Origin of the sequence: Pseudomonas sp. BNK-7, assembly GCF_048072025.1 — a bacterium.
Classification (GTDB): Bacteria; Pseudomonadota; Gammaproteobacteria; order Pseudomonadales; family Pseudomonadaceae; genus Aquipseudomonas; species Aquipseudomonas danubii.
The window spans coordinates 1,256,125-1,278,068 of record NZ_CP182252.1 but is presented as its reverse complement, the minus strand read 5'-3'; the positions used below and the strand labels follow the sequence as shown (position 1 = coordinate 1,278,068).

Genomic DNA, 21,944 nt, shown 5'->3' with positions numbered 1-21,944 from the left:
GTCACCGTTAAAGCACCGCAAAACCCAGTTCGAACACCGTGGCCTGGGCATCACTGGTCACCCGCACCTGACCGCCATGCAGCAGCATGATCGAGCGCACGATGGCCAGGCCCAGGCCGCCGGAATCCCCCGGTTCGGCGCGGGAGGGGTCAACCCGGTAGAAGCGGTCGAACAACCGGGGCAGATGCTCAGGGGCAATCGCCGGGCCCTGGTTATGTACCTGCAGCCAGCACCAGCCCGCTTCGTCGCGGCGCCGCAGGCGGATCAGCGAATCCGCGCCGGCGTGGCGCACGGCGTTGGCCAGGAGGTTGCCGAGGGCCCTTTGCAGCAGTTGCTGATCGGCCAGCAGCTCGCCGTAAAAACCGTTCTCCAGACGGATTTGCCGGTCATCGGCCAGGGCTTCGAAGTAGTCGCACAACTGCGCGCCGACGCCCGAGAGTGACAGCAGCTGGCGGTCCAGCGCCGCATCGGCCTGCTCGGCCCGGGCCAGGAACAGCAGGTTCTCGGCCATGCGTCCCAGGCGCTCGAACTCCTCCATGTTGGAGGCCAGCACTTCCTGGTACTCCGCGGCGCTACGGGGCTGGTTCAGGGCCAGGCCGTTGCTGCCCAACAGGTTGTGCAACGGCGTGCGGATTTCATGGGCCAGGTCGGCGGAGAACTGCGACAAGCGCTGAAAGCTCTCTTCCAGGCGCGCCAGCATGGCGTTCAAGGCTTGCACCGGCTCGTGGAATTCGGCCGGGATGCCGGTGGTCTGCAGGCGCCGGTCGAGGCTGCGCAGATCGATCTCGCGCACCGACTCGCTGAGCTGGCGCAGCGGCTGCAAGCCCCGACGCAATAACAGCAAGCCCAGGGCGAAGGCCAGCAAGGCCCCCAGGCCTACCGCCAGGTACAGGCGCAGGCGGTAGCTGGCGAGCATCTGCTCGCGCTCGCTGAGCACCTTCCCGGCAATCACCGTCAGGGCCTCGCCCTTGGGGCCGCTGGCCTGTCCCGCCAGCAGGGCCAGCGGAATCTGGTCGCTGCCCGGCCAGAGGAGGATGTCGCGGCGTTGCGGGCGCTGCTCACGGGCAATCGGCAGCAACTCGGGCAAGCGCTGTTGCCGGGGGTTGATGCCGATCACTGTCGAGCCATCGGCCCGCAGCACCAGCAACAGGCTTTCCTGGTTGCCCAGCATGTTCTGGTACAGCCGGGGCCGGGCTTGCAGGGCGTCCAGGCTGTCGCTGTCCTGCAGCAGGGCGCGCACCTGTTCCAGACGTCCCAACAGGGCAAGGTCGTCGCGGTAGGCGATTTCCTCGGCCAGGGAGCGGTAGAGGAACACCCCGATCACGCTGAGCACCAGGGCGCAGACCGCGGCAAAGGCCAGGGCCAGCCGCCAGGCGATGGAACTAGAGCGCTTCATCCGGGGCTTCCAGCTGGTAGCCGACGCCACGCACGGTGTGGATCAGCTTGGGCATGTAGGGATCGTCGACCTTGGCCCGCAACCGGCGCACCGCCACTTCCACCATGTTGGTGTCGCTGTCGAAATTCAGGTTCCACACCTGGGAGGCAATCAGGGTCCGCGACAGCACTTCGCCCTGACGGCTGGCCAACAGGTGCAACAGGGCGAACTCCTTGTTGGTCAGGGCGATGCGCTGGCCACCGCGGCTGACCCGACGGCGCAGCACGTCGATCTCCAGGTCAGCGATGCTGAAGGATTCAGCCTCGCGCAGCGGCCCGCGGCGCAGCAGGGTGCGGACCCGGGCCAGCAGTTCGGCGAAGGCAAAGGGCTTGAGCAGGTAGTCGTCGGCGCCCAGCTCCAGGCCACGAACCCGGTCTTCGATGGCGTCCTTGGCGGTGAGGAACAGCACCGGGGTGGCGCCGCGCTGGCGGATCAACTGCAGCAACTGCCAGCCGTTGAGGCCGGGGAGCATCACGTCGAGGATGATCAGGTCGTATTCCTGCTGCTCGATGAAATGGCGCCCGTCCAGGCCATTCAGGGCCACGTCCACGGCGAATCCGGACTCTCCCAGCCCCTTGGCCAGAAAATTCGCGGTCTTGGCTTCGTCTTCAACTACCAGCAAACGCATGGTGCACCTCGGAAATGATCGGCACAGGCTAGGCGCCCGACGCGCGCTTGCCCATTACAAACTTGTAATCCAAATGACGAGGTTCTGACGAGCACCGCTGGGTAAGGTGGCGGCCTGTCTTTCAGGAGCCTTCCCATGATCTGCAAAACCCTCGTTCTAAGCGTTGGTCTTGGCCTTGCCGGCACTGCCCTGGCGGCCCCGGAGCTTGCGCGTCACGCAGAGCTGGACCTGGCCATCGCCCGTCAGTTGGCCGACGCCAGCCTGGCCCAATGCACCGCCGTGGTGTCGGTGCTGGACCGTGGCGGCAACCTGTTGGTGACCCTGCGCGCCGATGGCGTAGGTCCGCACAACACCCTCGCCAGCCAGCGCAAGGCGTATACCGCGCTGTCCACCAAGACCCCTACCCGGCTGTTCGCAGAGCGGGCGCGCAACAACCCCGAGGCGGCCAACCTCAACACCTTGCCGGAGCTGCTGTTGCTCGGCGGCGGCATTCCCTTGTTTGCCGACAACCAGCTGGTGGGCGCGATGGGCATTGCCGGTGCGGGCGGCGCGGCGCAGGACGAGGCGTGCGCGTTACAGGCGGCACAGCGGGTGGGGTTGGCGGCCGAGGCCGGACGTCAGTGAACGGGAGAGCCGCGCCCGCGTTGTGCTAATGCGCAGCCTCGCGGGCTCGGCAGCGGCTACAGAGTCTGTTGTTTGTTCAATCGAGAAAGGAGTGGGACATGAATATTTTGCGTAATAGCCTGGCGGCCATCGGCCTCTGCGGTCTGTCGAGCCTGGCCCTGGCGGCGGGCAATCCCTTGAGCGTGCATGTGCTGAACCTGGAGAACGGCCTGCCCTCGCCAGGAGTCAAGGTGACCCTGGAGCAGCATGTGGGCCAGGACTGGAAAGCCCTGTCCAGCGGCGTGACCAACGAGCAGGGGCGGATCAGTGAGCTGTTTCCCGCTGGCCAGGCGCTGACGGCGGGTGAATACCGGGTGGTGTTCAAGACCGGCGAATACTTCAAGCAGGCCAAGCGTGACACCTTCTTCCCGGAGATTCCGGTGATCTTCGAGGTCAAGCAGACCGAGCAGCACTACCACATTCCGTTGTTGCTCAGTCCATATGGCTTCTCGACCTATCGCGGTTCGTAGGAACCCGCTGCTGACGAGGGCGGTCTTGCGGGCTCCTTCGCTGGCAAGCCAGCGCCTACAGGCCGGCCAGGGCGCGCAGGCGCTCGGTGTCGAGGATTTCGATCTCGCCGTAGCTCAAGCGCAGGATGCCCTGGTGCTGCAGGTCCTTGAGGATCTGGTTGGTGGTCTGGCGCGACAGCGAGAGCATCAGCGCCAGTTGCTCCTGGGGCAGTTGCAGCAGGCTGCGACTTTGGCTGACTTCGCCGTAGCCGCCGGCCATCGCCAGCAGGCGACTGGCCACCCGCGCCGGCGCCGGCATCAGGCTCAGTTGTTCCAGGTTGATGAAGGCCAGGCGCAGTTTGTGGCTCATCAACAGCGCGAACTGGCGCCAGTACTGCGGCTGTTGCTCCAACAGTTGCAGCAGGTTCGACTGCGGCACCTGAAGCAGGGTGCAGGCACCCTCGGCGTAGGCATCGTGGGTGCGCGGCTGGCCGTCGAACAGGCAGATCTCGCCAAACCAGTGCGGCGCTTGCATCAGGCTGAGCAAGGCTTCCTTGCCCTGCTCGCTGACGGCTCCCACCCGCACCGTCCCTTCCAGCACCGCGTACAAGCCGCAGGGCGGATCGCCGCGCAGAAACAGGCATTGCCCCGGCGCCAAGCGGCGCAGGCGGGCACCGCCGAGCAAACTATTCTGTAAGGAATCCGGCAGGTGGCTGAACCACTGGCCGGTCATCAGGCAGTCACGCCACTGCTGCATGTCCATGAACAGGTTTTTTCCTCAAGGCATCGGCGTGATTGTCGCCTAGCTGACAGTGCCGTGATCGGCGGCCGGGCATGATCGGGCCACCCTAACGGAGGAACAACAATGAAAAGCCTCGTTGATCATCTGAGTCAATACGCCGCCTACCACCGCGACCCGCGCAATATCGCCAGCCACTTTATCGGCATTCCCATGATCGTTCTGGCGGTGGCGGTGCTGCTGTCCCGTCCCGCCTGGCCGCTGGCGGGCATCGTGCTGTCGCCGGCCGTGCTGCTGGCCCTGGCCTCGGCGCTGTTCTACCTGCGCCTGGAGTTGCGCCTGGGCGTGTTGATGAGCGTGCTGATGGGGCTCTCGGTGTGGGCCGGTCAGGTACTGGCGGCGCAAAGCACCGGACTCTGGTTGAGCTGCGGCCTGGGCCTGTTCGTGATCGGTTGGGTGATCCAGTTCATCGGCCATTACTACGAAGGCCGCAAGCCGGCCTTTGTCGATGATCTGTCGGGCTTGATCGTCGGCCCGCTGTTCGTGGTGGCCGAACTGGCGTTCCTGCTGGGGCTGCGCCATGACTTGAAACAGGCCATCGAGCAGCGTTCGGGCCCGGTGGCCCTGCGTCAGAAGAAAGCCATGGTTTGAAGCACCCGGCGGCAAGCCGACCCGGGGGCCCGCACACAAACGAAAAAGCCCCCGGACCGGGCGAAGGTCCGAGGGCTGTTCGGGTCGGCAGGCGTGCGCCTGCACCGCCCTAGAGGCTGCTGTGCTTCTGCCAGACCTTGGGCTTGAAGAACAGCGTCTCGCCACGGGCCAGGCCGATCAGGCTGTCGTGGTCTTTCACCACTTCGGCCTCGATCAGTTCGCTCTGGCCTTCGACCTTGAGGGTGACCCGGGTGGTGGCGCCCAGGGGACGGATGTCGCGCACTTCGGCGGCGTGATGGTCTTCCAGTTCCGAACGCGATAGCGACACTTCGTGAGGGCGGAACAGCACGTGGTTGTCCTCCCCCAGGTGCAGGCGGTTGGAGTCACCCAGGAAGTGGTAGACGAAGTCGCTGGCCGGGTTCTCGTAGACGTCCCCCGGGGAGCCGATCTGTTCGATCACACCCTTGTTCATCACCACGATGCGGTCGGCCACTTCCATGGCTTCTTCCTGGTCGTGGGTAACGAACACCGAAGTCAGGTTGATGTCTTCGTGCAGCCGCGCCAGCCAGCGCCGCAGCTCCTTGCGCACCTTGGCGTCGAGGGCGCCGAAGGGCTCGTCCAGCAGCAGCACCTTGGGCTCCACCGCCAGGGCGCGGGCCAGGGCGATACGCTGGCGCTGGCCGCCGGACAGCTGCTCCGGGTAGCGGTCGGCGAGCCAGTCCAGCTGCACCATGTTCAGCAGCTCATGGACCTTCTCGGCGATCTTGCTCTCGCTGGGACGCTGGTGCTTGGGCTTCATGCGCAGGCCGAAGGCGACGTTGTCGAACACGCTCATGTGGCGGAACAGGGCGTAGTGCTGGAACACGAAACCGACGTTGCGATCGCGCACGTCGTGGCCGGAAACGTCCTCGCCGTGGAACACGATGCTGCCGTCGTCCGGCGTTTCCAGGCCGGCGATGATCCGCAGCAGGGTGGTCTTGCCGCAGCCGGACGGGCCCAGCAGGGCCACCAGCTCGCCGCTGTGGATATCCAGGTTGATGCTGTTGAGGGCCTTGAAGGCGTTGAAGTTCTTGCTGACGTTACGGACTTCGATCGACATGACTTATTCCTCCGCGGCGCTGGCGCGCAGGCGGTTGATTCGGGATTCGCTCCACTGCTTGAGCAGCAGGATGAACAACGCAAGGATCAGCAACAGGCTGGCGACGGCAAAGGCGGCCACGTGGTTGTACTCGTTGTAGAGGATTTCCACGTGCAGCGGCAGGGTGTTGGTGACCCCGCGAATGTGCCCGGATACCACCGACACCGCACCGAATTCGCCCATGGCCCGGGCGGTACAGAGCACCACGCCATAGATCAGGCCCCATTTGATATTGGGCACGGTGACGTGCCAGAACATCTGCCAGCCATTGGCCCCCAGCAACCTGGCGGCTTCCTCTTCCTGGGTGCCCTGCTCCTGCATCAGCGGGATCAGTTCCCGGGCGACGAAGGGCACGGTGACGAAGATGGTGGCCAGGACGATGCCCGGCAAGGCGAAGACGATCTGGATGTCGTGATCCGAAAGCCACGGGCCGAACAGGCCCTGGGCGCCGAACATCAGCACATAGACCAGGCCGGCGATCACCGGCGACACCGAGAACGGCAGGTCGATCAGGGTCACCAGGATGCTCTTGCCGCGGAACGAGTACTTGCTCACGCACCAGGCGGCGCTGACCCCGAACACCAGGTTCAGGGGCACCGAGATCAGCACCGCGATCACCGTGAGTTTCAGCGCCGACAAGGCATCGGGCTCGAAGATCGCTTCAAAGAACGCACCGATGCCCAGCTTCAGGCCCTGGGACACCACGATGAACAACGGCAGCAGCAAAAACAGGGCAAAGATCAGCCAGCCGAGGCCAATCAGCACCCGCCGCGAGGTGGCGCTGCCACGGCGGGCGGCGTTGGCCGACGAGGCGGCGATAGACGATTGAGACATGAGTCGCGCCTCCTTATGGACGTTCGATGCGCCGCTGCAGCAGGTTGATCAGCAGCAACAGGATGAAGGAAACCACCAGCATCAGCACGCCGATGGAAGTGGCGCCGGTGTAATCGTACTGGTCGAGCTTGACCATGATCAGCAGGGGCAGGATTTCGGTCTTCATCGGCATGTTGCCGGCGATGAAGATCACCGAGCCGTACTCGCCGACGCCCCGGGCGAAGGCCAGGGCAAAGCCGGTGAGCCAGGCCGGCAGCAAGGCCGGCACCAGGATGTGGCGGAACACCTGCCAGGGCTTGGCGCCCAGGCAGGCGGCGGCCTCTTCCACTTCACGGGGAATGTCCGCCAGCACCGGCTGCACCGTGCGCACCACGAATGGCAGGGTGACGAAGGTCAGCGCCAGGGTGATGCCCAGGGGCGTGTAGGCGATCTTGAAGCCCAGGTCGGTGGCGAACTGTCCCACCAGGCCGGTGGGCGCGTAGAGCGCGGTCAGGGCAATGCCGGCCACGGCGGTGGGCAGGGCGAACGGCAGGTCGATCATGGCATCGATGACCTTGCGCCCGGGGAAGCTGTAGCGCACCAGGACCCAGGCCAGCAGGGTGCCGATGACGCCGTTGATCATGGCCGCATAGAGCGCGGTACCGAAGCTCAGCTTGAGCGCGGCGAGCACCCGTGGCGCCGAAATGATCGCCCAGAACTGTTCCCAGGTGAGTTGCGCGGCATGCACGAACATCGCCGCCAGGGGGATGAGCACAATCAGGCTGAGGTACACCAAGGTGTAGCCCAGCGTCAGCCCGAAGCCGGGTATGACGGGGGAGATACGACGCGACATAAAAGTCCTTGGTTAACGGAGCGGATACGCAAAGCCCGCAACTGAATGCGGGCTCTACCTGGTAGGAGCCGGCTTGCCGGCCAAGGGGCCTGCTGCCTGGTGTGGCCCTTGAGGGCGCCTTCGCTGGCAAGCCAGCTCCTACAACAGGTTTACTGGGCCGTGTAGATCTGGTCGAACACACCACCGTCGTTGAAGAATTTCGGTTGCGCAGTCTTCCAGCCGCCGAAGTCCTTGTCGATAGTCACCAGGTCAAGTTTGGGGAACTGCTGGGCGTATTTGGCGGCGACGTCCTTGTCCCGCGGGCGGTAGAAGTTCTTCGCGGCAATTTCCTGGCCGGCCGGGCTGTACAGGTGCTTGAGGTAGGCCTCGGCGATCTCGGTGTTGCCTTTCTTCTCGGCGTTCTTGTCCACCACCGCCACTGGCGGCTCGGCAAGGATTGACAGCGAAGGCACGACGATGTCGAACTTGTCGGCGCCGCCGTCTTCCTTGAGGGCCAGGAAGGCTTCGTTTTCCCAGGCCAGCAGCACGTCGCCCTGACCGTTGTTGACGAAGGTGATGGTCGAGCCGCGAGCGCCGGTGTCCAGCACAGGCACGTGCTTGAACAGCTCCTTGACGTATTCCTGGGCACGAGCCTCACTACCGCCGGCCTTCAGGCCATAGGCCCAGGCAGCAAGGAAGTTCCAGCGCGCGCCGCCGGAGGTTTTCGGGTTGGGGGTGATCACCGAGACGTCTTTCTTGATCAGGTCGCCCCAGTCCTTGATGCCCTTGGGATTGCCCTTGCGCACCAGGAACACGATGGTCGAAGTGTAGGGCGTGCTGGCGTCGGGCAGGCGTTTCTGCCAGTCCGCCGGCAGGGTCTTGCCAAGCTTGGCGATTTCGTCGATGTCACCGGCCAGGGCCAGGGTCACCACGTCGGCGCGCAGGCCGTCGATCACCGCCCGGCCCTGTTTGCCGGAACCACCATGGGATTGCTGGATCTTCACGTTGTCGCCGGGATGCGATTGCTTCCAGAAGCTTGTGAACTCGGCGTTGTAGTCCTGGTACAGCTCGCGGGTCGGGTCGTAGGACACGTTGAGCAGCTCGTAATCCTTGGCAATGGCGGAACCGGCAAAAACGGCGCTGGCGAGGGCGGCCAGGGCATAACGGCGAATCGACGACATGATGGAGCTCCCGAAATTTTTTAAAGTGCTGGCATTTTTCTTATGGCGAATCAGGCCCGCATTCGTGGGCGAATGCTGGGGTTCAGACTGGGGGTCATGGATGACGCCCTCCGGTTGTCCAGTCGGGCCTCTCGATCACGAGAGGGTGATGCGGTCTTCGACTGCGCTGCAGTCAGCTGGGTTTGTTGCCGGGCTGTTGCAGGCGGAATTTTTCCTTGCGTTCGATCTGCACGACCTGGGCGTTGTGCACGGTGATTTCCACCGCGCCAAAGCGCAGGTCGCGCAGGGCGCTTTGAATTTCCCGCAAGATGGTTGCTTCGTCCTGGCCGTCAACGCTACGTAGAGATGCGCTCATGGTGCTGCTCCTGAGTGAAAGGTGCCTGGCAGTGGCGGCACTGCTTGCGGCGTGGGAGCAATAGTAGATAGGCGCGGATATTCTTAAAAATACTGTTTAAGAATGTTTATATAACCAGAAAAATTATTCGACCTGACAGCAGCTTAGCCCCTGTAGCCGCTGCCGAGCCTGCGAGGCTGCGACAAGGCCGTCAGGCCTTCAGGCCTTCAGCGGTCTACAACATTTGCGCCCGCGTTGCGGTCGTTCGCAGCTTCGCAGGCTCAGCAGCGGCTACAAGGGTTGGTGGAAGGCCGTTTGGTCGGCGCGCCCGTCCGGGCGGAGCCTGGGAACTCCCCTGGCCATGGCGCATTCGATCCTGTAGCCGCTGCCGAGCTTTCGCGAGGCTGCGACAAGGCCCGCAGGGCCTTGCCTGGCGATCCATAGACGACCCCTTGACGTTCTGACATCGCCGCAACCGCTGTGTCGGAGTGGCGCCCAGCTCGTTCGCAGCCTGCGGCAGCGGCTACAGGGGTATCAACGGATGGCGGGGGCATTGCTCCAGTCGAGCTGCTCTGCCGGCACCGGCCGGCCGAACCAGTAGCCCTGGCCCAGGTCACAGTCGTGTTCGAGCAGGAACCGCGCCTGCTCCGCTTGCTCGATACCCTCGGCGTGAACCTGCATGCCCATGCTCTGGGCCAGGGCGATGATCACCCGAGAGATCGCCGCATCGTCTTCATCGAACGGCAGGCCGGCGACAAAACCCTGGTCGATCTTGAGCTTCTGTACCGGCAGGCGCTTGAGGCGCAGCAAGGACGAGTAGCCGGTACCGAAGTCATCGATGGCCAGGCGAATGCCCAGTTCACGCAGACGGTGCATCTGCTCCAGCGCCACCTCGGGATCGTCCATGACCGCGCTTTCGGTGACCTCCAGTTCCAGGTAGGCCGGGTCCAGGCCGGTGTCGTGCAGCACCTGGGCCACCTGCTGATAGAGCTCGCTGCGCGCGAACAGACGGGTCGATACGTTCACCGCGACAAACGACAGCACCACACCTTCAGCCTGCCATTGGCACATCTGCCGGCAGGCCTGCTGCATGACCCAGGCGTCGATCTCGGCAATCATCCCGGTGCGTTCGGCAATCGGAATGAACTCCGCCGGGGACACCAGGCCGCGTTGCGGATGCTCCCAGCGCACCAGGGCCTCGACGCCGATCAGGCGACTGTTCTTGAGATCGTGCACCGGCTGGTAGTAGACCCGCAGTTCCTGCTGCTCCAGGGCCCGGCGCAGTTCGAAGGCAATCTCCACCCGTTGCTGGGCATGGGCGGTGAGTTCCTCGGTGTACAGGGCATAGCCGTTGCGCCCGGCGCTCTTGGCCTTGAACAGCGCCGCATCGGCGTTGCGCAGCAACTGGCTGGCGCTCAGGGCGTCACTGGGGAACAGACTGATGCCGATGCTGGCGTTGATCACCACCTGCTGTTCACCCAGCTGGAAGGGCTCCTTGAGGCCGTCGATGATGCGCTGCGCCAGGGCCGCGGCCTGCACCAGTTGCGGGCAGCTTTCGGCCAGCACTGCGAACTCGTCGCCTCCCAGACGCGCCAGGGTCATGCCCGGGCCGAACATGCCTCCCAGGCGCTCGCCCACGGCCTTGAGCAACTGGTCGCCGACGTTGTGACCGAGGCTGTCGTTGATCATCTTGAAATGATCCAGGTCGATCATCAGCATCGCGCAGCCGCGCTTGTGGATCTGCGCCGAGGCCAGGGCCTGTTCGGCACGATCGGTGAACAGCAGGCGGTTGGGCAGGTCGGTCAAGGGGTCGTGGTGGGCCAGGTGGGCCAGTTCGTGCTCGGAATCCTTGATTGCACTGATGTCGGAGAACACCGCGACATAGTGGGTGAGCTCGCCCTGCTCATCGCGGATCGCGCGAATGCTCTGCCATTGCGGGTAGATCTCGCCGCTCTTGCGTCGATTCCAGATTTCGCCGCTCCATTCGCCGGTTTTCTGCAGCGAGTCGAACATCGCCTTGTAGAAGTCCGGCGAATGGTGGCCGGACTTGAACAGGCTCGGCTGGCGACCCAGCACTTCTTCGCGCTGGTAGCCGGTGATCTCGATGAAGGCGCGATTGACGTGGACAATCTGGCCCTGGGTATCGCTGACCAGCACGCCCTCGCGGGTGCAGTCGAACACTGCCGCCGCCTGGCGCAGGCGCTCGCGATCCTTCTGCTGATGGCGCAACCAGCGGTCGGCGCCCATGACTCGCAACAGGCGAGCCCGGGCAAAGAAGATCAGCACCGCGCTGACCAGTGCCCAGGCGTAGCCACTGACCTCGTGCCAGTAGGCCTGATCGGCAAATTCATCGAAGAAACTGCTCAGTAAATAACCACTGAACTGCAGCCAGATCAGGGACAGCAGCAGATAGAGCAGCGCGGCACGCAAGCCATTGCGATAAGAAACCGACATAAGTCCGTCTATTTCCACACGAAAAGTTCGGGATTATAGAGGAAGAAACATGCCGCCACTCTTATCTGAAAGGGCGACTGGTTTTCTCCGCGGGCTTGGTGATAATGCCTGGGCTGTTTTTTTCTTTATCGAGGGCCTTATCGCCTATGTGGTACGAAGGTTTACTTGGCTTGTCCGCCTGGCAACTGGTGGCAGTCACTCTGTTGATGACCCACGTGACCATCGTTGCGGTCACGATCTATCTGCATCGCTATTCCGCGCACCGTTCCCTGGAACTCAACGCCGGCCTGAAACACTTCTTCCGCTTCTGGCTGTGGCTGACCACGGCGCAGAACACCCGCGAGTGGACCGCCATCCACCGCAAGCACCACGCCAAGTGCGAGACCGTCGACGACCCCCACAGCCCGGTGATCAAGGGCCTGTCCACGGTGCTGCGCAAGGGCGCCGAGCTGTATCGCGAAGAGGCCAAGAACCCGGAAACCCTGCGCATCTACGGCAAGAACTGCCCGGAAGACTGGATTGAGCGCAACCTCTACAGCCGCTACAAGCTGGGCGGTATCGCGCTGATGGCGGTCATCGATCTGCTGCTGTTCGGCACCATCGGCATCACCATCTGGGCGATCCAGATGATGTGGATTCCATTCTGGGCCGCCGGCGTGATCAACGGCCTGGGCCACGCCGTCGGCTACCGCAACTTCGAATGCCGCGACGCCGCCACCAACCTGGTGCCCTGGGGCATCATCGTCGGCGGCGAAGAACTGCATAACAACCATCACACCTACCCCAATTCGGCCAAGCTCTCGGTGAAGAAGTGGGAGTTCGACATGGGCTGGGCCTGGATCAAGGTCTTCAGCTTCCTGCGCCTGGCCAAGGTCCAGCGCGTAGCGCCTATCGCCCACCGGGTCGAAGGCAAGGGCCACCTGGACATGGACACTGCCATGGCCATCCTCAACAACCGGTTCCAGATCATGGCCCAGTACCGCAAGCTGGTGATCGGCCCGCTGGTGAAGCAGGAGCTGGCCAAGGTCGATCACTCGGTGCGCCACCAGTTCCATCGCGCCAAGCGCCTGCTGTCCCGGGAAACCAGCCTGCTGGAAGACCGCCACCACCTGCGCATCCAGACCATGCTGGAACACAGCCAGGCGTTGAAGGTGATCTACGAAAAGCGCCTGGCCCTGCAGCAGATCTGGGTCAAGACCAGCGCCAACGGCCACGATATGCTGGCGGCGATCAAGGACTGGGTGCACGAGGCCGAGGCCAGCGGTATCCAGTCCCTGCGGGACTTCGCCAATCAGCTGAAAACCTACTCCCTGCGTCCTACCGCAGCCTGAGCCAAAGCCCCTCGCCACAAGCCGGCGAGGGGCGACTGCGACCGTCCGGCGGGCGCGCCAAGTATCGCCGCAACGGCTGGGAACTTAGCGTCCGATCCCCTATCTCACTGAACACTTCGCCACCCAGGCGGGCTTGGTTGTGGCCGCTGTCGAACTTGGCGCGGCACGCCCTTTGAGATCTGTGCCGATGGTCAATAAGAATTCACACACTCCATCTTCGCTTCCCCAGTGGCCCGAAGCCGCGCAAACCCTGATGGCCCTGATGCATGCACAGGGCGAAGTCGCCCGCCTGACCGAGCGCGAGCAGCTGTTCAGCGCCCTGCTGGTCAGCGTCAATGCAGTGCTCTGGGCCTTCGATTGGGACAACCGCCAGGTGCTGTACGTCAGCCCGGCCTATGAACGGATCTTCGGTCGCCCGGCAGGCCTGCTGCTGGCGGACTTCAACCAGTGGCGCGACAGCATCTACCCCGACGACCTGGAATACGCCGAGCGCAGCCTGGCCCAGGTCCTGGACAGGGGCGCGGTAGAAGATCGCGAGTACCGCATCATCGATGCCCAGGGGCAGGTGCGCTGGCTCAGCGACAAATGCTTCATCAACCGCAACACCGAACCCGGGCAGCGGCTGATCGTGGTGGGCATTGCCGAAGACATCACCGAAAAGAAGCAGTTGGAAGCCGAGCTGCAACGCCTGGCCACCACTGATGTGCTGACCCAGAGCAGTAACCGCCGGCACTTCTTCGAATGCGCCAACCGCGAGTTCGAAGAGGCACGCCGGCAAGGTTTACCCCTGGTCTTTCTGTTGCTGGACATCGATGACTTCAAGGTGATCAACGACACCTACGGCCATCCCGAAGGCGACATCGTTCTGCAGCGCATTGCCGAGAGCGGACGGGCTGCACTGCGTCGGGGAGACCTGTTCGGGCGCATCGGCGGTGAAGAGTTCGCGGCGGTGTTTCCCGGCTGCAGCGCGGACATGGCCCATCAGGTCGCCGAACGCCTGCAGCGCGAGATTCAGCGGCAGACCTTCAGTTGCCAGGGCCAGACCTTCAACATCACCATCAGCCAGGGCCTGAGCAGCCGACGCCGCGAAGATGAAAGCCTCGACAGCCTGTTCGCCCGGGCCGATGCGGCGATGTACCAAGCCAAGCGCCAGGGCAAGAACCGCATCGTCAGCGGATAACCACGCGCGCCCCCATCCGTGGGAGCTGGCTTGCCGGCGAACAGGCCCTAAAGGCCCACAGCGCGGTGGCGAATGTCTTCGCCGGCGAGCCGGCGGCTAAAGAGGATCAGCCCTTGCGCAGGCGGGAAAGCTCCGGCAAGCCGACTTTCAGCAGGCGCGCCGTCTTGCTGCGGGCCACCTCCTCCACCCCTTCATGTTCGGTCAGCCGCGCCAGTTGCGCCGCCAGGTTCATCACCAGGGCTTCGCGGGAATAGACCCCTCCGCCCAACTGGTAGATCGAGGCGATCAGTTCACGCAGCTCCAGGGGCATGCGCCAGCGAGTGCGCAGCGCCGAACCATAGGCGGCACCGAAGCGCTCCAGGGCATCACCGATTTCTTCCTGCTCATCCAGTTCGCCACCGGCCTGCTTCCACTCTTGCAGACAACGCAGCAATGCCAGATCGCCCAACCGGTGCAACAGGCCCGCGCAATAGCAACGCTCCTGATCCAGGTCCAGCAGGCGGGCCAGGGTCCGACCATATTCCGCCGTGTGCAGGGACAACTCCCAGTAGCGCTCGGCATAGTCAGCCAGGGCCGGCTCGCTCAGCCGCGCGCTACGCTTGAGGGCCAGGCCCAGAATCAGGTTCATGCTCTGCCCGGTACCCAGCCGGTGCAGGGCCTGGGACAGGGTCTGTACGCCTTCACCGTTGTGTTGCGCGGCACTGTTGGCGGCGCAGATCAGCACGGCAGTGATCTGGGGATCGGTGCGGATCTCCTCCTCCAGCAGCTTGAGGTCCAGCCCGTCGGGGTTGAGGCTGCGCTTGACCGCCAATTGCACATCGGTCAGCAGCGGCGCGCCATCGGCGATCTCGCGACGGCGTTCAAGAAAGGTCCACAGGGTCATGCCCGGGGCCAGGGTCGGCACCTCGCAGGCAACCTCCTGGCCAGCATCCAGCAGCAGCCCCTGCAGGCGCTGGGTCAGGCTTTCCATGTTCAAGGGTTTGGTCAGGTAGGCCGTGGGTGCCAGAGGCAAGGCCTCGCGCACGCTGGCACTGTCGCTGCGCACGCTGAGCAGAATGAATGGCTGCAACGGGTTGCGCTTGCGCTGGCGCACGGAGCGCAGCAAGGCGAGACCGTCGATGCCCGGCAACTCCCAGTCGGCAATGATCAGGTCATAAGGTTTGGCGCTCAACAGTTCCAGGGCTTCCTGACCGTCGGCACACAGATCCAGACGCGCGTCACAGCGCACGTTGAGCAGCACTTGCTTGAGCAAATCGCGAGACCAGGGATCGGCCTCGGCAATCAGCACACGAGGTACAGCGGGTAAATCAACAGCGGTCATGCAGCACGCTCCCTAGGCAATCCTTTGCACCTTAGTCAATGCACGGGCTTCCATACAGCGCAAATCCCCTATGGACCGCCTGGGGATGAAAAAAACCCGCCGAAGCGGGTTTTTTTGTCGATCAGGTCACAGCAGCAACCACTCAGAGTTCAGCGAAGCACTCTTCGATGATGGCCAGGCCTTTATCCAGTTGCTCGTCCGGCGAGGTCAGCGGAACCAGGACCCGCAACACGTTGCCGTAGGTGCCGCAGGACAGCAGGATCAGCCCCTTGTCGCGAGCCTTGGCCACGACCTGAGCCACAGCAGCGGCGTTCGGCTTGTGGCTGTCGCCGTTCTCGAACAGTTCCACCGCGATCATCGCACCCAGGGCGCGCACTTCGCCGATCACCGGGTACTTGGCCTGGATGGCCTTGAGGCCGGTCACCAGACGCTCGCCCACCGCCTTGCAGCGATCGAGCAGGTGCTCTTCTTCGAACACTTCCATCACCGCCAGAGCGGCGGCACAGGCGATCGGGCTACCGGCGTAGGTGCCGCCCAGGCCGCCTGGAGCGATGGCGTCCATGTATTCGGCCTTGCCGCAGACACCGGCCAGCGGGAAGCCGCCAGCGATGGATTTGGCGAAGGTGGTCAGGTCGGCGGCAACACCCATCTGTTCCATGGCGAAGAAGGTGCCGGTACGGCCAGCGCCGGTCTGCACTTCGTCGGCGATCAGCAGGATGCCGTGCTGATCGCACAGGGCGCGCAGGCGCTTCATGAACTCTTTGGGCGCGACGTAGAAACCGCCTTCGCCTTGCACCGGCTCAATGATGATGGCAGCGATATCACGTGGCTCAGCGTCATTTTTGAAGATGCGCTCGATGCTGGCGATGGAGTCGTCGATGCTCACGCCATGCAGTTCGTTGGGGTACAGCGCACGGAAGATACCGCCTGGCATCAGGCCCATGCCGGCCGAGTAAGGCACGACTTTACCGGTCAGGCCCAGGGTCATCATGGTGCGGCCATGGTAGGCGCCAGTGAAGGCGATCACGCCGGCGCGGCCAGTGGCGGCACGGGCGATCTTCACGGCGTTTTCCACGGCTTCGGAACCGGTGGTCACCAGCAGGGTTTTCTTGGCGAAGTCACCCGGAACCTTGGCGTTGATTTTCTCGCACAGCTCCACGTAAGGCTCGTAGGCCAGAACCTGGAAGCACGTGTGGGTCAGCTTGTTCAACTGCTCGGTCACCGCGGCGATGATTTTCGGGTGCACGTGACCGGTGTTCAGTACCGCGATACCGCCGGCGAAGTCGATGAACTCGCGGCCTTCAACGTCGGTGACGGTGGCGTTCTTCGCGCTGTCGGCGAAGATCGGGTGAATCTGGCCAACACCGCGTGGTACAGCGGCTTCACGGCGTTTCATCAAGGATGCGTTGGTCTTGCTCATAGTGTCCTCATTCACCGCGGCTACAGCGGTGTGATTCAAGGGTTGCGGGGCGGGGAAGCGCCTGCGACAGCATGCGATGATCGACTGCCGGAGCGGTCCCGGGCCACCTTGAAAAAGTGCGTTTTTAAAGCGGCGCCAGGGGACAGCGCTCTCGTGCCCCCGGCGCTTGAAACCGGATCAGATACCCAGGCAGAGGTATTTGATTTCCAGGTAATCCTCGATCCCGTACTTGGAGCCTTCACGGCCCAGGCCCGAAGCCTTGATGCCACCGAACGGTGCCACTTCGTTGGAGATCAGGCCGGTGTTGACCCCGACCATGCCGTATTCCAGGGCCTCGGCCACACGGAACACACGCCCCAGGTCGCGGGCGTAGAAGTACGACGCCAGGCCGAACTCGGTGTCGTTGGACATGGCGATGACTTCGGCTTCGTCTTTGAAGCGGAACAGCGGCGCCAGCGGGCCGAAGGTTTCTTCCTTGGCCACGGCCGCGTCTTTCGGCACGTTGACCAGGATGGTCGGCTCAAAGAAGTTGCCTTCCATGGACTTGCCACCGGCCAGCAGGGTCGCGCCTTTTTTCAGGGCGTCGGCGATGTGTTCCTGGACCTTGGCCACGGCTTTTTCATCGATCAGCGGGCCGGTGGTGGTGCCTTCTTCCAGACCGTTGCCGATCTTCAACTTGGCCACCGCCACTTTCAGCTTCTCGGCGAAGACGTCGTAGACCGAATCCTGGATGTACAGGCGGTTGGCGCAGACGCAGGTCTGACCGTTGTTGCGGTACTTGGAGATGATCGCGCCTTCGACGGCCTTATCCAGGTCGGCGTCGTCGAACACGATGAACGGCGCGTTGCCGCCCAGTTCCAGGGAGACTTTCTTGATGTCCTTGGCGCATTCGGCCATCAGCTGGCGACCGATTTCGGTGGAGCCGGTGAACGACAGCTTGCGCACGATCGGGTTGCTGGTCAGCTCGCCGCCGATGTCGCCGGCACTGCCGGTGACCACGCTGAGCACGCCTTTGGGGATCCCGGCGCGGTGCGCCAGTTCCACCAGGGCCAGGGCCGAGAACGGGGTTTGCGAAGCGGGCTTGATGACCATGGTGCAACCGGCGGCCAGGGCCGGGCCGGCTTTACGGGTGATCATCGCCGCCGGGAAGTTCCACGGGGTGATGGCGGCGGTCACGCCGATCGGCTGCTTGATCACGATCAGGCGCTTGTCCGGCTGATGGCCCGGGATCACGTCACCGTAGATGCGCTTGGCTTCTTCGGCGAACCATTCGATGAAGGAGGCGGCGTAAGCGATTTCGCCCTTGGCTTCGGCCAGCGGCTTGCCCTGCTCCAGGGTCATCAGGCGACCCAGGTCGTCCTGGTTTTCGATCAGCAATTCATACCAGCGGCGCAGCTTGGTGGCGCGCTCCTTGGCGGTCAGGGCACGCCAGGCCGGCAGGGCCTTGTCGGCGGCTTCGATGGCGCGGCGGGTTTCGGCGGCGCCCATCTTGGGTACGGTACCGAGGATTTCACCGGTAGCGGGGTTGTTGACCTTGATCGTCTGACCGTTGTCCGCGTCAACCCAAGCTCCATCGATGAAGGCTTGTTGGCGGAACAACTGGGCGTCTTTGAGCTGCATGTCGGCTTCCTTAACAGCACCGCGCATACGCGGGGCGAATTGTGATTGTAAAAAAGGCGCCCTGTCAGGCATGGACCGCGCTGGCGCGTCTGCAAGCCCTGGACAAAGCTGCCGTCAGGAAAATCGTTCACTGGGTAAAAGCACGAAAATGTCGCACACAAGGATAGACGTGCGCTTGGGCACCCAGGCAAGAGCGTTTGAAATCTCAAACGAATCCTAGGGTCAACAGGGGTAAAGGACAATAGGCTGTTCGAAAAAAAGAACGTAAACGTCCTTCAGGTTAAAAATTTCAGATCAACGTCACTCGCAACCGCCGAAAAGACAACGCCCCCGGGGCCTGCAGACCGCGGGGGCGTTGGCGTGACGCCAGGGAAAGGATCAGCTACTGAACGACTTGAGCACCGTCAACAGGCTGGTGAGGTTGTCGGCCACGCCGCCCTGGGCGACTTTCTCGGTGGCTGCCGCTCCGGCGGTGGTGTCGACGCTGTAGATCTGCATCACGCCCTGGTTGGTGGCCGCCTGGGCCAGGGTGTTTTGCTGCTGCTGGGCCGACACCGAGTTCTGGAACAGGATGGCCACGGACTGGCCCATGGACTGGTAGACGGTGCCCATCGCCATGGCCGGTGCTTCGGCAACGACCTTGACGTTGGTCTGGGTCACGGCATCGGTGATTTGCGGACTGACTGTGCTCATAAAAACTCCATTTTTTCAGCAGGAAAGTTCAACGGGAAATCAGGCGCTCAGCCACTCAGCTCTGGAAGGACTTGAGCACCGTCAGCAGGCTGGTGAGGTTGTCGGAGACCCCGCCCTGGGCAACCTTCTCGGTGGCGGCGGCGCCGGCGGTGGTGTCGACGCTGTAGATCTGCATCACGCCCTGGTTGGTCGCGGCCTGGGCCAGGGTGTTTTGCTGCTGCTGCGCCGAGACCGAGTTCTGGAACAGGATCGCGGTGGCCTGGGCCATGGATTGGTAGATGGTGCCCATCGCCATGGCCGGCGCTTCGGCGACGACTTTGACGTTGGTCTGGGTGACGGCATCGGTGATTTGTTCGTTTACAAGTGGCATGGCTCAACTTCCTTTGTTAGTACACGGAGCATTCCGTGTCTTTGAGTGAACGTGGCAGCCGTTTTGCTGTGAACCGTATTGCCCGGGACCCTCGGCTTATTTCAGGGGGGACTCATTGCCCGGCAGCGGCGAGCACCTGCTTGAGGGTGTCCTCGACCTTCTGCGACAACTCGGCCATGCGCGCCTCGACGGCGGCTTTCACCTCCTGCTGCACCAGGGCGCTGATCGTTGCCTTGAGGGCTGGATCGTCGGCAGTGGCAGGAGCTGGGGCGGGTGCCGCGACCTTGTCCGCACTCGGCGCCGCTGCCGGTTCCGCTGCGCCAGTCGGCGCTGGAGTGGCGGCCGCGGACTGGTGCTCGGCCGCCGCCAGCAGCTGACGCAGCACCAGCTCGCGCGCCTGGGGATCAGCCTTGCCGGCACCGGCCCCCGACAACTGCTCGATGATCTTGCGCGTGCGCTGCTCATCGGCCTCTATCAGCTCGACGGCCCGCTGCCGCGCCTGATCAACGCTCTGTTGCGCAGACTTGGACATGTCCAGCGGCTTGTTTTGGACAAACGCCTCCAGCACCTGGCGCTCGACCTGGGTCAACGGACGATTCAGATACTTCTCGGCAAAGAGAAGTATCGTCGCCATCGGGGTTTGCTCTTCATTCGCCATTGCATGCTCCTTGTTGATGAATGGCGTTGAAGGGCTGGGCACCGGGTCCGTCGAACTTCAACGCCTGGGGTGAACAGAGCGGCCGGCGAACGCCGGCGCCTCTTGCACGACGGCCCCGAGCGCCTTGCGCGCCCGAGGGTCGGACTCAGGAAGACGACGATCGATTGGCCAGAGTGGCGCTGTACTTGGCGATGCTGGCGTCGATCTTGTCGATGGCCATGCCGGCTGCCTCCGCTTCCATCGCCCCCGCCGCAGCCGCCACAGCAGCGGCCGCACCGACCATCAGGTCGGTGGCCAGCACGCCCAGGGCATCCTCGGCGGCGCCCTTGACGTTCTCTTTGACGATGTTCTCGGTCATCTGCTTGAGCAGCACCGCCTGGGCCGCCAGGGCCAGCTTGCTGACCCCGTCGAAATACCCCGCCGCCGACTGCGCCACCAGACCGGCGGCCTGGCTGATCATCATGTCCGGCGCGGCAGCGATCTGCGCCGGGGCATAGCTGAACGTCTGGGCATTGGTGAACTGCACCGCCTGGACGATCTGGCTGTTGAGCGCATCAGTGCTGTCGGTGCTGGGGCTGCCGGCCTGCTTGAGCAAATGGGCGTTCATCGTCTCCATCACCGAAGGCCGCGCGGCGGCGGACGGCGGTGATGGCGCAGACTCGGCCGCCGCATCGGTGCCGGGCGACGTGGGCTCGCTGGGCGCCGCCTGCGGCTCGGCCGTTTCCGCACCCGGACTGGGGCCGGCCGCCGCGCTCGCGGTGTCATCGGCCGCGGCTGTGGGTGGGGTTTTCTTCTTGAACCATGCCATGACGATTCTCCTGGGCGATCAGCCCTATTCGCCGATCGCCATGATCAACGCCACGGCCTTGGACACCACCGCGTTAGAGATCTGGTTCAGCGCCTGCTGGCTGTTGACCGCGTTCTGCAACGACAGGCCCGCCGAGTGGCTGGCCACCTGATACAACGAGGCGATGGCCTGGGCCGGGGCTTCGGCCACCACCTTGACGTTGGTCTGGGTCACGGCATCGGTGATCTGCGAGTTGACCATTGGATCGGGCATACATCTCTCCTTAGATGGAATGGCCCACCGCAGAAGGCGGCGGCACCGGCTACAGCGTCGAAAACAGGCTCACTGAACAAGAACGTCCCGGCGCACCCGCTGTGAATCCTGCCACGCCCTCAACGCAGGGCCTCGCGCAACAATTGCACATGCTTGCGCGCCAGGGGCTGGTTCATTCCCAGCTCGGCGGCGATGTTCGGGTAGGGCAGATCGTCGACAAACTTCAGTTCAAACAAGCGGCGTTTTTTAAAGGGCAATTGCGCCACCCGCCGACTGAGCAGGGCCAGGGTTTCCAGCAGTTCCACCTGCTCCAGCACCGACATCTGCGGCGCCTCCAGCTGCTGCAGCGGGTCGTCCTCGAAATCGGCGAAATCCACGAACAGACGCTGCTCCCGCGCCCGCCGCCGACAGCTGTCGACAAACACATGATCGAGCACCAGAAACAGAAAGCCCTGGGGATCGCGAATCCGCTCCGGCGAACGGCGAAAGAACAGCAGCGCCTTGATCGCCGTGGCCGCCAGCCACTCCTGGGCGCCATCGGCGTTGCCCCGCGCCAACTGCCGGGCACGACGCTGCAACCCGGGCAACACCGCCTTCCAGCTCGCCTCGAACAGATGATCCGCCAACGCTGTCGGCAGGCCCTCTTGCATTAAACAGTTCATCTCCCGCACCTCCCTGTGCCCCGTGACTGCACGGATATGGCTGCAGGTTGCGCTGGGCCGACCGGCCGATGCAGCGGGAAAAACTGCCACTACGGCCCGGGTTTCCGGGGATTGCGCCGGGCGGTGGAAAAGGGATGCAAGCCGGCGTGGACGCTTCGAGTCGACATAGGTATGATGTCGCCCGCACTGCATCCGTAGCTCAGCTGGATAGAGTACTGCCCTCCGAAGGCAGGGGTCGTGGGTTCGAATCCCGCCGGGTGCACCAGCTTCAACGAGAAAGCCCCAGGTCTGATGGCCTGGGGCTTTTTTGTT

23 protein-coding genes and 1 tRNA gene are annotated in these 21,944 nt (G+C 63.7%); 6 read left to right on the top strand and 18 right to left on the bottom strand.

Translation table 11 applies throughout. From position 1 onward, the window contains the following. Positions 1 to 7: 7 nt before the first annotated feature. Both ACMGF8_RS05980 and ACMGF8_RS05975 read right to left on the bottom strand, forming a co-directional pair. Positions 8 to 1,396 (bottom strand): heavy metal sensor histidine kinase, encoded by a 1,389-nt coding sequence (locus tag ACMGF8_RS05980; RefSeq protein ID WP_416758997.1) that lies wholly within the window; start codon positions 1,394 to 1,396, stop codon positions 8 to 10. Then, positions 1,383 to 2,063, bottom strand: coding sequence for a heavy metal response regulator transcription factor (locus ACMGF8_RS05975; protein ID WP_102862591.1), 681 nt, complete (start codon positions 2,061 to 2,063; stop codon positions 1,383 to 1,385). Before ACMGF8_RS05975 ends, ACMGF8_RS05980 begins: the two co-directional genes overlap by 14 nt. A 135-nt stretch (positions 2,064 to 2,198) precedes the next feature. On the opposite strand from ACMGF8_RS05975, the gene ACMGF8_RS05970 reads away from it, so the two are divergent. Next, positions 2,199 to 2,687, top strand: coding sequence for a GlcG/HbpS family heme-binding protein (locus ACMGF8_RS05970; RefSeq protein ID WP_207815652.1), 489 nt, complete (start codon positions 2,199 to 2,201; stop codon positions 2,685 to 2,687). A 98-nt stretch (positions 2,688 to 2,785) separates the two neighbouring features. Continuing rightward, complete coding sequence (uraH, locus tag ACMGF8_RS05965) at positions 2,786 to 3,196, top strand: hydroxyisourate hydrolase (RefSeq protein WP_102862589.1); 411 nt, start codon at positions 2,786 to 2,788, stop codon at positions 3,194 to 3,196. A 55-nt stretch (positions 3,197 to 3,251) separates the two neighbouring features. Here the strand turns inward: uraH and ACMGF8_RS05960 are convergent, their stop codons facing one another. After that, on the bottom strand, positions 3,252 to 3,938 hold the full coding sequence (locus tag ACMGF8_RS05960) for a Crp/Fnr family transcriptional regulator (RefSeq protein WP_416758994.1): 687 nt from the start codon (positions 3,936 to 3,938) through the stop codon (positions 3,252 to 3,254). Between the two features lie 102 nt (positions 3,939 to 4,040). Here ACMGF8_RS05960 and ACMGF8_RS05955 point away from each other — a divergent pair, with 102 nt between their 5' ends. Next, a complete protein-coding gene (locus ACMGF8_RS05955) occupies positions 4,041 to 4,565 on the top strand; it encodes a DUF962 domain-containing protein (RefSeq protein ID WP_102862587.1) in 525 nt (174 codons plus the stop codon). Positions 4,566 to 4,674: 109 nt separating this feature from the next. Here the strand turns inward: ACMGF8_RS05955 and ACMGF8_RS05950 are convergent, their stop codons facing one another. The 6 genes from ACMGF8_RS05950 to dibA form a co-directional block, all read right to left on the bottom strand. Next, a complete protein-coding gene (locus ACMGF8_RS05950) occupies positions 4,675 to 5,664 on the bottom strand; it encodes a sulfate/molybdate ABC transporter ATP-binding protein (RefSeq protein WP_102862586.1) in 990 nt (329 codons plus the stop codon). A 3-nt stretch (positions 5,665 to 5,667) separates the two neighbouring features. Next, a complete protein-coding gene (gene cysW, locus ACMGF8_RS05945; RefSeq protein ID WP_016968484.1) occupies positions 5,668 to 6,537 on the bottom strand; it encodes a sulfate ABC transporter permease subunit CysW in 870 nt (289 codons plus the stop codon). Positions 6,538 to 6,550: 13 nt separating this feature from the next. After that, on the bottom strand, positions 6,551 to 7,369 hold the full coding sequence (gene cysT, locus ACMGF8_RS05940) for a sulfate ABC transporter permease subunit CysT (protein ID WP_102862585.1): 819 nt from the start codon (positions 7,367 to 7,369) through the stop codon (positions 6,551 to 6,553). Between the two features lie 149 nt (positions 7,370 to 7,518). After that, positions 7,519 to 8,529, bottom strand: coding sequence for a sulfate ABC transporter substrate-binding protein (locus tag ACMGF8_RS05935; protein ID WP_416758990.1), 1,011 nt, complete (start codon positions 8,527 to 8,529; stop codon positions 7,519 to 7,521). A 172-nt stretch (positions 8,530 to 8,701) separates the two neighbouring features. Continuing rightward, positions 8,702 to 8,884 carry a sulfur starvation response protein OscA gene (oscA, locus tag ACMGF8_RS05930; protein ID WP_022643503.1) on the bottom strand — a complete coding sequence of 61 codons (183 nt, stop codon included), beginning with the start codon at positions 8,882 to 8,884 and terminating at the stop codon, positions 8,702 to 8,704. Positions 8,885 to 9,397: 513 nt separating this feature from the next. Further along, positions 9,398 to 11,317, bottom strand: a complete 1,920-nt coding sequence (gene dibA, locus ACMGF8_RS05925) for a phosphodiesterase DibA (RefSeq protein ID WP_102862583.1) — start codon at positions 11,315 to 11,317, stop codon at positions 9,398 to 9,400. A gap of 146 nt (positions 11,318 to 11,463) precedes the next feature. Here dibA and desA point away from each other — a divergent pair, with 146 nt between their 5' ends. Together desA and ACMGF8_RS05915 are read left to right on the top strand one after the other, a co-directional pair. Beyond that, on the top strand, positions 11,464 to 12,648 hold the full coding sequence (gene desA, locus ACMGF8_RS05920; RefSeq protein ID WP_102862582.1) for a delta-9 fatty acid desaturase DesA: 1,185 nt from the start codon (positions 11,464 to 11,466) through the stop codon (positions 12,646 to 12,648). 187 nt (positions 12,649 to 12,835) lie between these two features. Next, a complete protein-coding gene (locus ACMGF8_RS05915) occupies positions 12,836 to 13,828 on the top strand; it encodes a GGDEF domain-containing protein (protein WP_416758987.1) in 993 nt (330 codons plus the stop codon). A 106-nt stretch (positions 13,829 to 13,934) separates the two neighbouring features. Here ACMGF8_RS05915 and ACMGF8_RS05910 read toward each other — a convergent pair whose 3' ends face one another. The 9 genes from ACMGF8_RS05910 to ACMGF8_RS05870 form a co-directional block, all read right to left on the bottom strand. After that, on the bottom strand, positions 13,935 to 15,149 hold the full coding sequence (locus ACMGF8_RS05910) for a response regulator (RefSeq protein WP_102862580.1): 1,215 nt from the start codon (positions 15,147 to 15,149) through the stop codon (positions 13,935 to 13,937). Positions 15,150 to 15,291: 142 nt separating this feature from the next. Further along, on the bottom strand, positions 15,292 to 16,569 hold the full coding sequence (gene gabT, locus ACMGF8_RS05905) for a 4-aminobutyrate--2-oxoglutarate transaminase (protein ID WP_102862579.1): 1,278 nt from the start codon (positions 16,567 to 16,569) through the stop codon (positions 15,292 to 15,294). Between the two features lie 177 nt (positions 16,570 to 16,746). After that, positions 16,747 to 18,189 (bottom strand): NADP-dependent succinate-semialdehyde dehydrogenase, encoded by a 1,443-nt coding sequence (gene gabD / locus ACMGF8_RS05900; protein WP_416758985.1) that lies wholly within the window; start codon positions 18,187 to 18,189, stop codon positions 16,747 to 16,749. Positions 18,190 to 18,567: 378 nt separating this feature from the next. Then, positions 18,568 to 18,882 carry a RebB family R body protein gene (locus tag ACMGF8_RS05895; protein ID WP_102862578.1) on the bottom strand — a complete coding sequence of 105 codons (315 nt, stop codon included), beginning with the start codon at positions 18,880 to 18,882 and terminating at the stop codon, positions 18,568 to 18,570. Positions 18,883 to 18,937: 55 nt separating this feature from the next. Further along, complete coding sequence (locus tag ACMGF8_RS05890; RefSeq protein ID WP_011058563.1) at positions 18,938 to 19,252, bottom strand: RebB family R body protein; 315 nt, start codon at positions 19,250 to 19,252, stop codon at positions 18,938 to 18,940. 112 nt (positions 19,253 to 19,364) lie between these two features. Beyond that, positions 19,365 to 19,886: a hypothetical protein gene (locus tag ACMGF8_RS05885; protein WP_416758982.1), complete on the bottom strand. Its 522-nt coding sequence runs from the start codon at positions 19,884 to 19,886 to the stop codon at positions 19,365 to 19,367. A 169-nt stretch (positions 19,887 to 20,055) separates the two neighbouring features. Beyond that, positions 20,056 to 20,718 carry a hypothetical protein gene (locus ACMGF8_RS05880; RefSeq protein ID WP_250329842.1) on the bottom strand — a complete coding sequence of 221 codons (663 nt, stop codon included), beginning with the start codon at positions 20,716 to 20,718 and terminating at the stop codon, positions 20,056 to 20,058. A gap of 24 nt (positions 20,719 to 20,742) precedes the next feature. Beyond that, a complete protein-coding gene (locus tag ACMGF8_RS05875; protein ID WP_011058560.1) occupies positions 20,743 to 20,970 on the bottom strand; it encodes a RebB family R body protein in 228 nt (75 codons plus the stop codon). A 119-nt stretch (positions 20,971 to 21,089) separates the two neighbouring features. Next, a complete protein-coding gene (locus ACMGF8_RS05870; RefSeq protein WP_162884103.1) occupies positions 21,090 to 21,632 on the bottom strand; it encodes an RNA polymerase sigma factor in 543 nt (180 codons plus the stop codon). 188 nt (positions 21,633 to 21,820) lie between these two features. Between ACMGF8_RS05870 and ACMGF8_RS05865 the strand changes: the two genes are divergently transcribed. Beyond that, positions 21,821 to 21,897, top strand: a tRNA-Arg gene (locus tag ACMGF8_RS05865). Positions 21,898 to 21,944 lie beyond the last annotated feature (47 nt).

Excerpts from the sequence above, each read along its gene's own strand:
- oscA (WP_022643503.1), bottom strand. The coding sequence starts at position 8,884 with ATGAGCGCATCTCTACGTAGCGTTGACGGCCAGGACGAAGCAACCATC.
- ACMGF8_RS05885 (WP_416758982.1), bottom strand. The coding sequence starts at position 19,886 with ATGGCGACGATACTTCTCTTTGCCGAGAAGTATCTGAATCGTCCGTTG.
- uraH (WP_102862589.1), top strand. The coding sequence starts at position 2,786 with ATGAATATTTTGCGTAATAGCCTGGCGGCCATCGGCCTCTGCGGTCTG.
- dibA (WP_102862583.1), bottom strand. The coding sequence starts at position 11,317 with ATGTCGGTTTCTTATCGCAATGGCTTGCGTGCCGCGCTGCTCTATCTG.
- ACMGF8_RS05950 (WP_102862586.1), bottom strand. The coding sequence starts at position 5,664 with ATGTCGATCGAAGTCCGTAACGTCAGCAAGAACTTCAACGCCTTCAAG.
- ACMGF8_RS05910 (WP_102862580.1), bottom strand. The coding sequence starts at position 15,149 with ATGACCGCTGTTGATTTACCCGCTGTACCTCGTGTGCTGATTGCCGAG.
- ACMGF8_RS05955 (WP_102862587.1), top strand. The coding sequence starts at position 4,041 with ATGAAAAGCCTCGTTGATCATCTGAGTCAATACGCCGCCTACCACCGC.
- gabD (WP_416758985.1), bottom strand. The coding sequence starts at position 18,189 with ATGCAGCTCAAAGACGCCCAGTTGTTCCGCCAACAAGCCTTCATCGAT.
- gabT (WP_102862579.1), bottom strand. The coding sequence starts at position 16,569 with ATGAGCAAGACCAACGCATCCTTGATGAAACGCCGTGAAGCCGCTGTA.
- ACMGF8_RS05875 (WP_011058560.1), bottom strand. The coding sequence starts at position 20,970 with ATGCCCGATCCAATGGTCAACTCGCAGATCACCGATGCCGTGACCCAG.
- ACMGF8_RS05890 (WP_011058563.1), bottom strand. The coding sequence starts at position 19,252 with ATGCCACTTGTAAACGAACAAATCACCGATGCCGTCACCCAGACCAAC.
- ACMGF8_RS05880 (WP_250329842.1), bottom strand. The coding sequence starts at position 20,718 with ATGGCATGGTTCAAGAAGAAAACCCCACCCACAGCCGCGGCCGATGAC.
- cysT (WP_102862585.1), bottom strand. The coding sequence starts at position 7,369 with ATGTCGCGTCGTATCTCCCCCGTCATACCCGGCTTCGGGCTGACGCTG.
- ACMGF8_RS05895 (WP_102862578.1), bottom strand. The coding sequence starts at position 18,882 with ATGAGCACAGTCAGTCCGCAAATCACCGATGCCGTGACCCAGACCAAC.
- ACMGF8_RS05960 (WP_416758994.1), bottom strand. The coding sequence starts at position 3,938 with ATGGACATGCAGCAGTGGCGTGACTGCCTGATGACCGGCCAGTGGTTC.
- desA (WP_102862582.1), top strand. The coding sequence starts at position 11,464 with ATGTGGTACGAAGGTTTACTTGGCTTGTCCGCCTGGCAACTGGTGGCA.
- ACMGF8_RS05975 (WP_102862591.1), bottom strand. The coding sequence starts at position 2,063 with ATGCGTTTGCTGGTAGTTGAAGACGAAGCCAAGACCGCGAATTTTCTG.
- ACMGF8_RS05970 (WP_207815652.1), top strand. The coding sequence starts at position 2,199 with ATGATCTGCAAAACCCTCGTTCTAAGCGTTGGTCTTGGCCTTGCCGGC.
- ACMGF8_RS05980 (WP_416758997.1), bottom strand. The coding sequence starts at position 1,396 with ATGAAGCGCTCTAGTTCCATCGCCTGGCGGCTGGCCCTGGCCTTTGCC.
- ACMGF8_RS05915 (WP_416758987.1), top strand. The coding sequence starts at position 12,836 with ATGGTCAATAAGAATTCACACACTCCATCTTCGCTTCCCCAGTGGCCC.
- cysW (WP_016968484.1), bottom strand. The coding sequence starts at position 6,537 with ATGTCTCAATCGTCTATCGCCGCCTCGTCGGCCAACGCCGCCCGCCGT.
- ACMGF8_RS05870 (WP_162884103.1), bottom strand. The coding sequence starts at position 21,632 with ATGAACTGTTTAATGCAAGAGGGCCTGCCGACAGCGTTGGCGGATCAT.
- ACMGF8_RS05935 (WP_416758990.1), bottom strand. The coding sequence starts at position 8,529 with ATGTCGTCGATTCGCCGTTATGCCCTGGCCGCCCTCGCCAGCGCCGTT.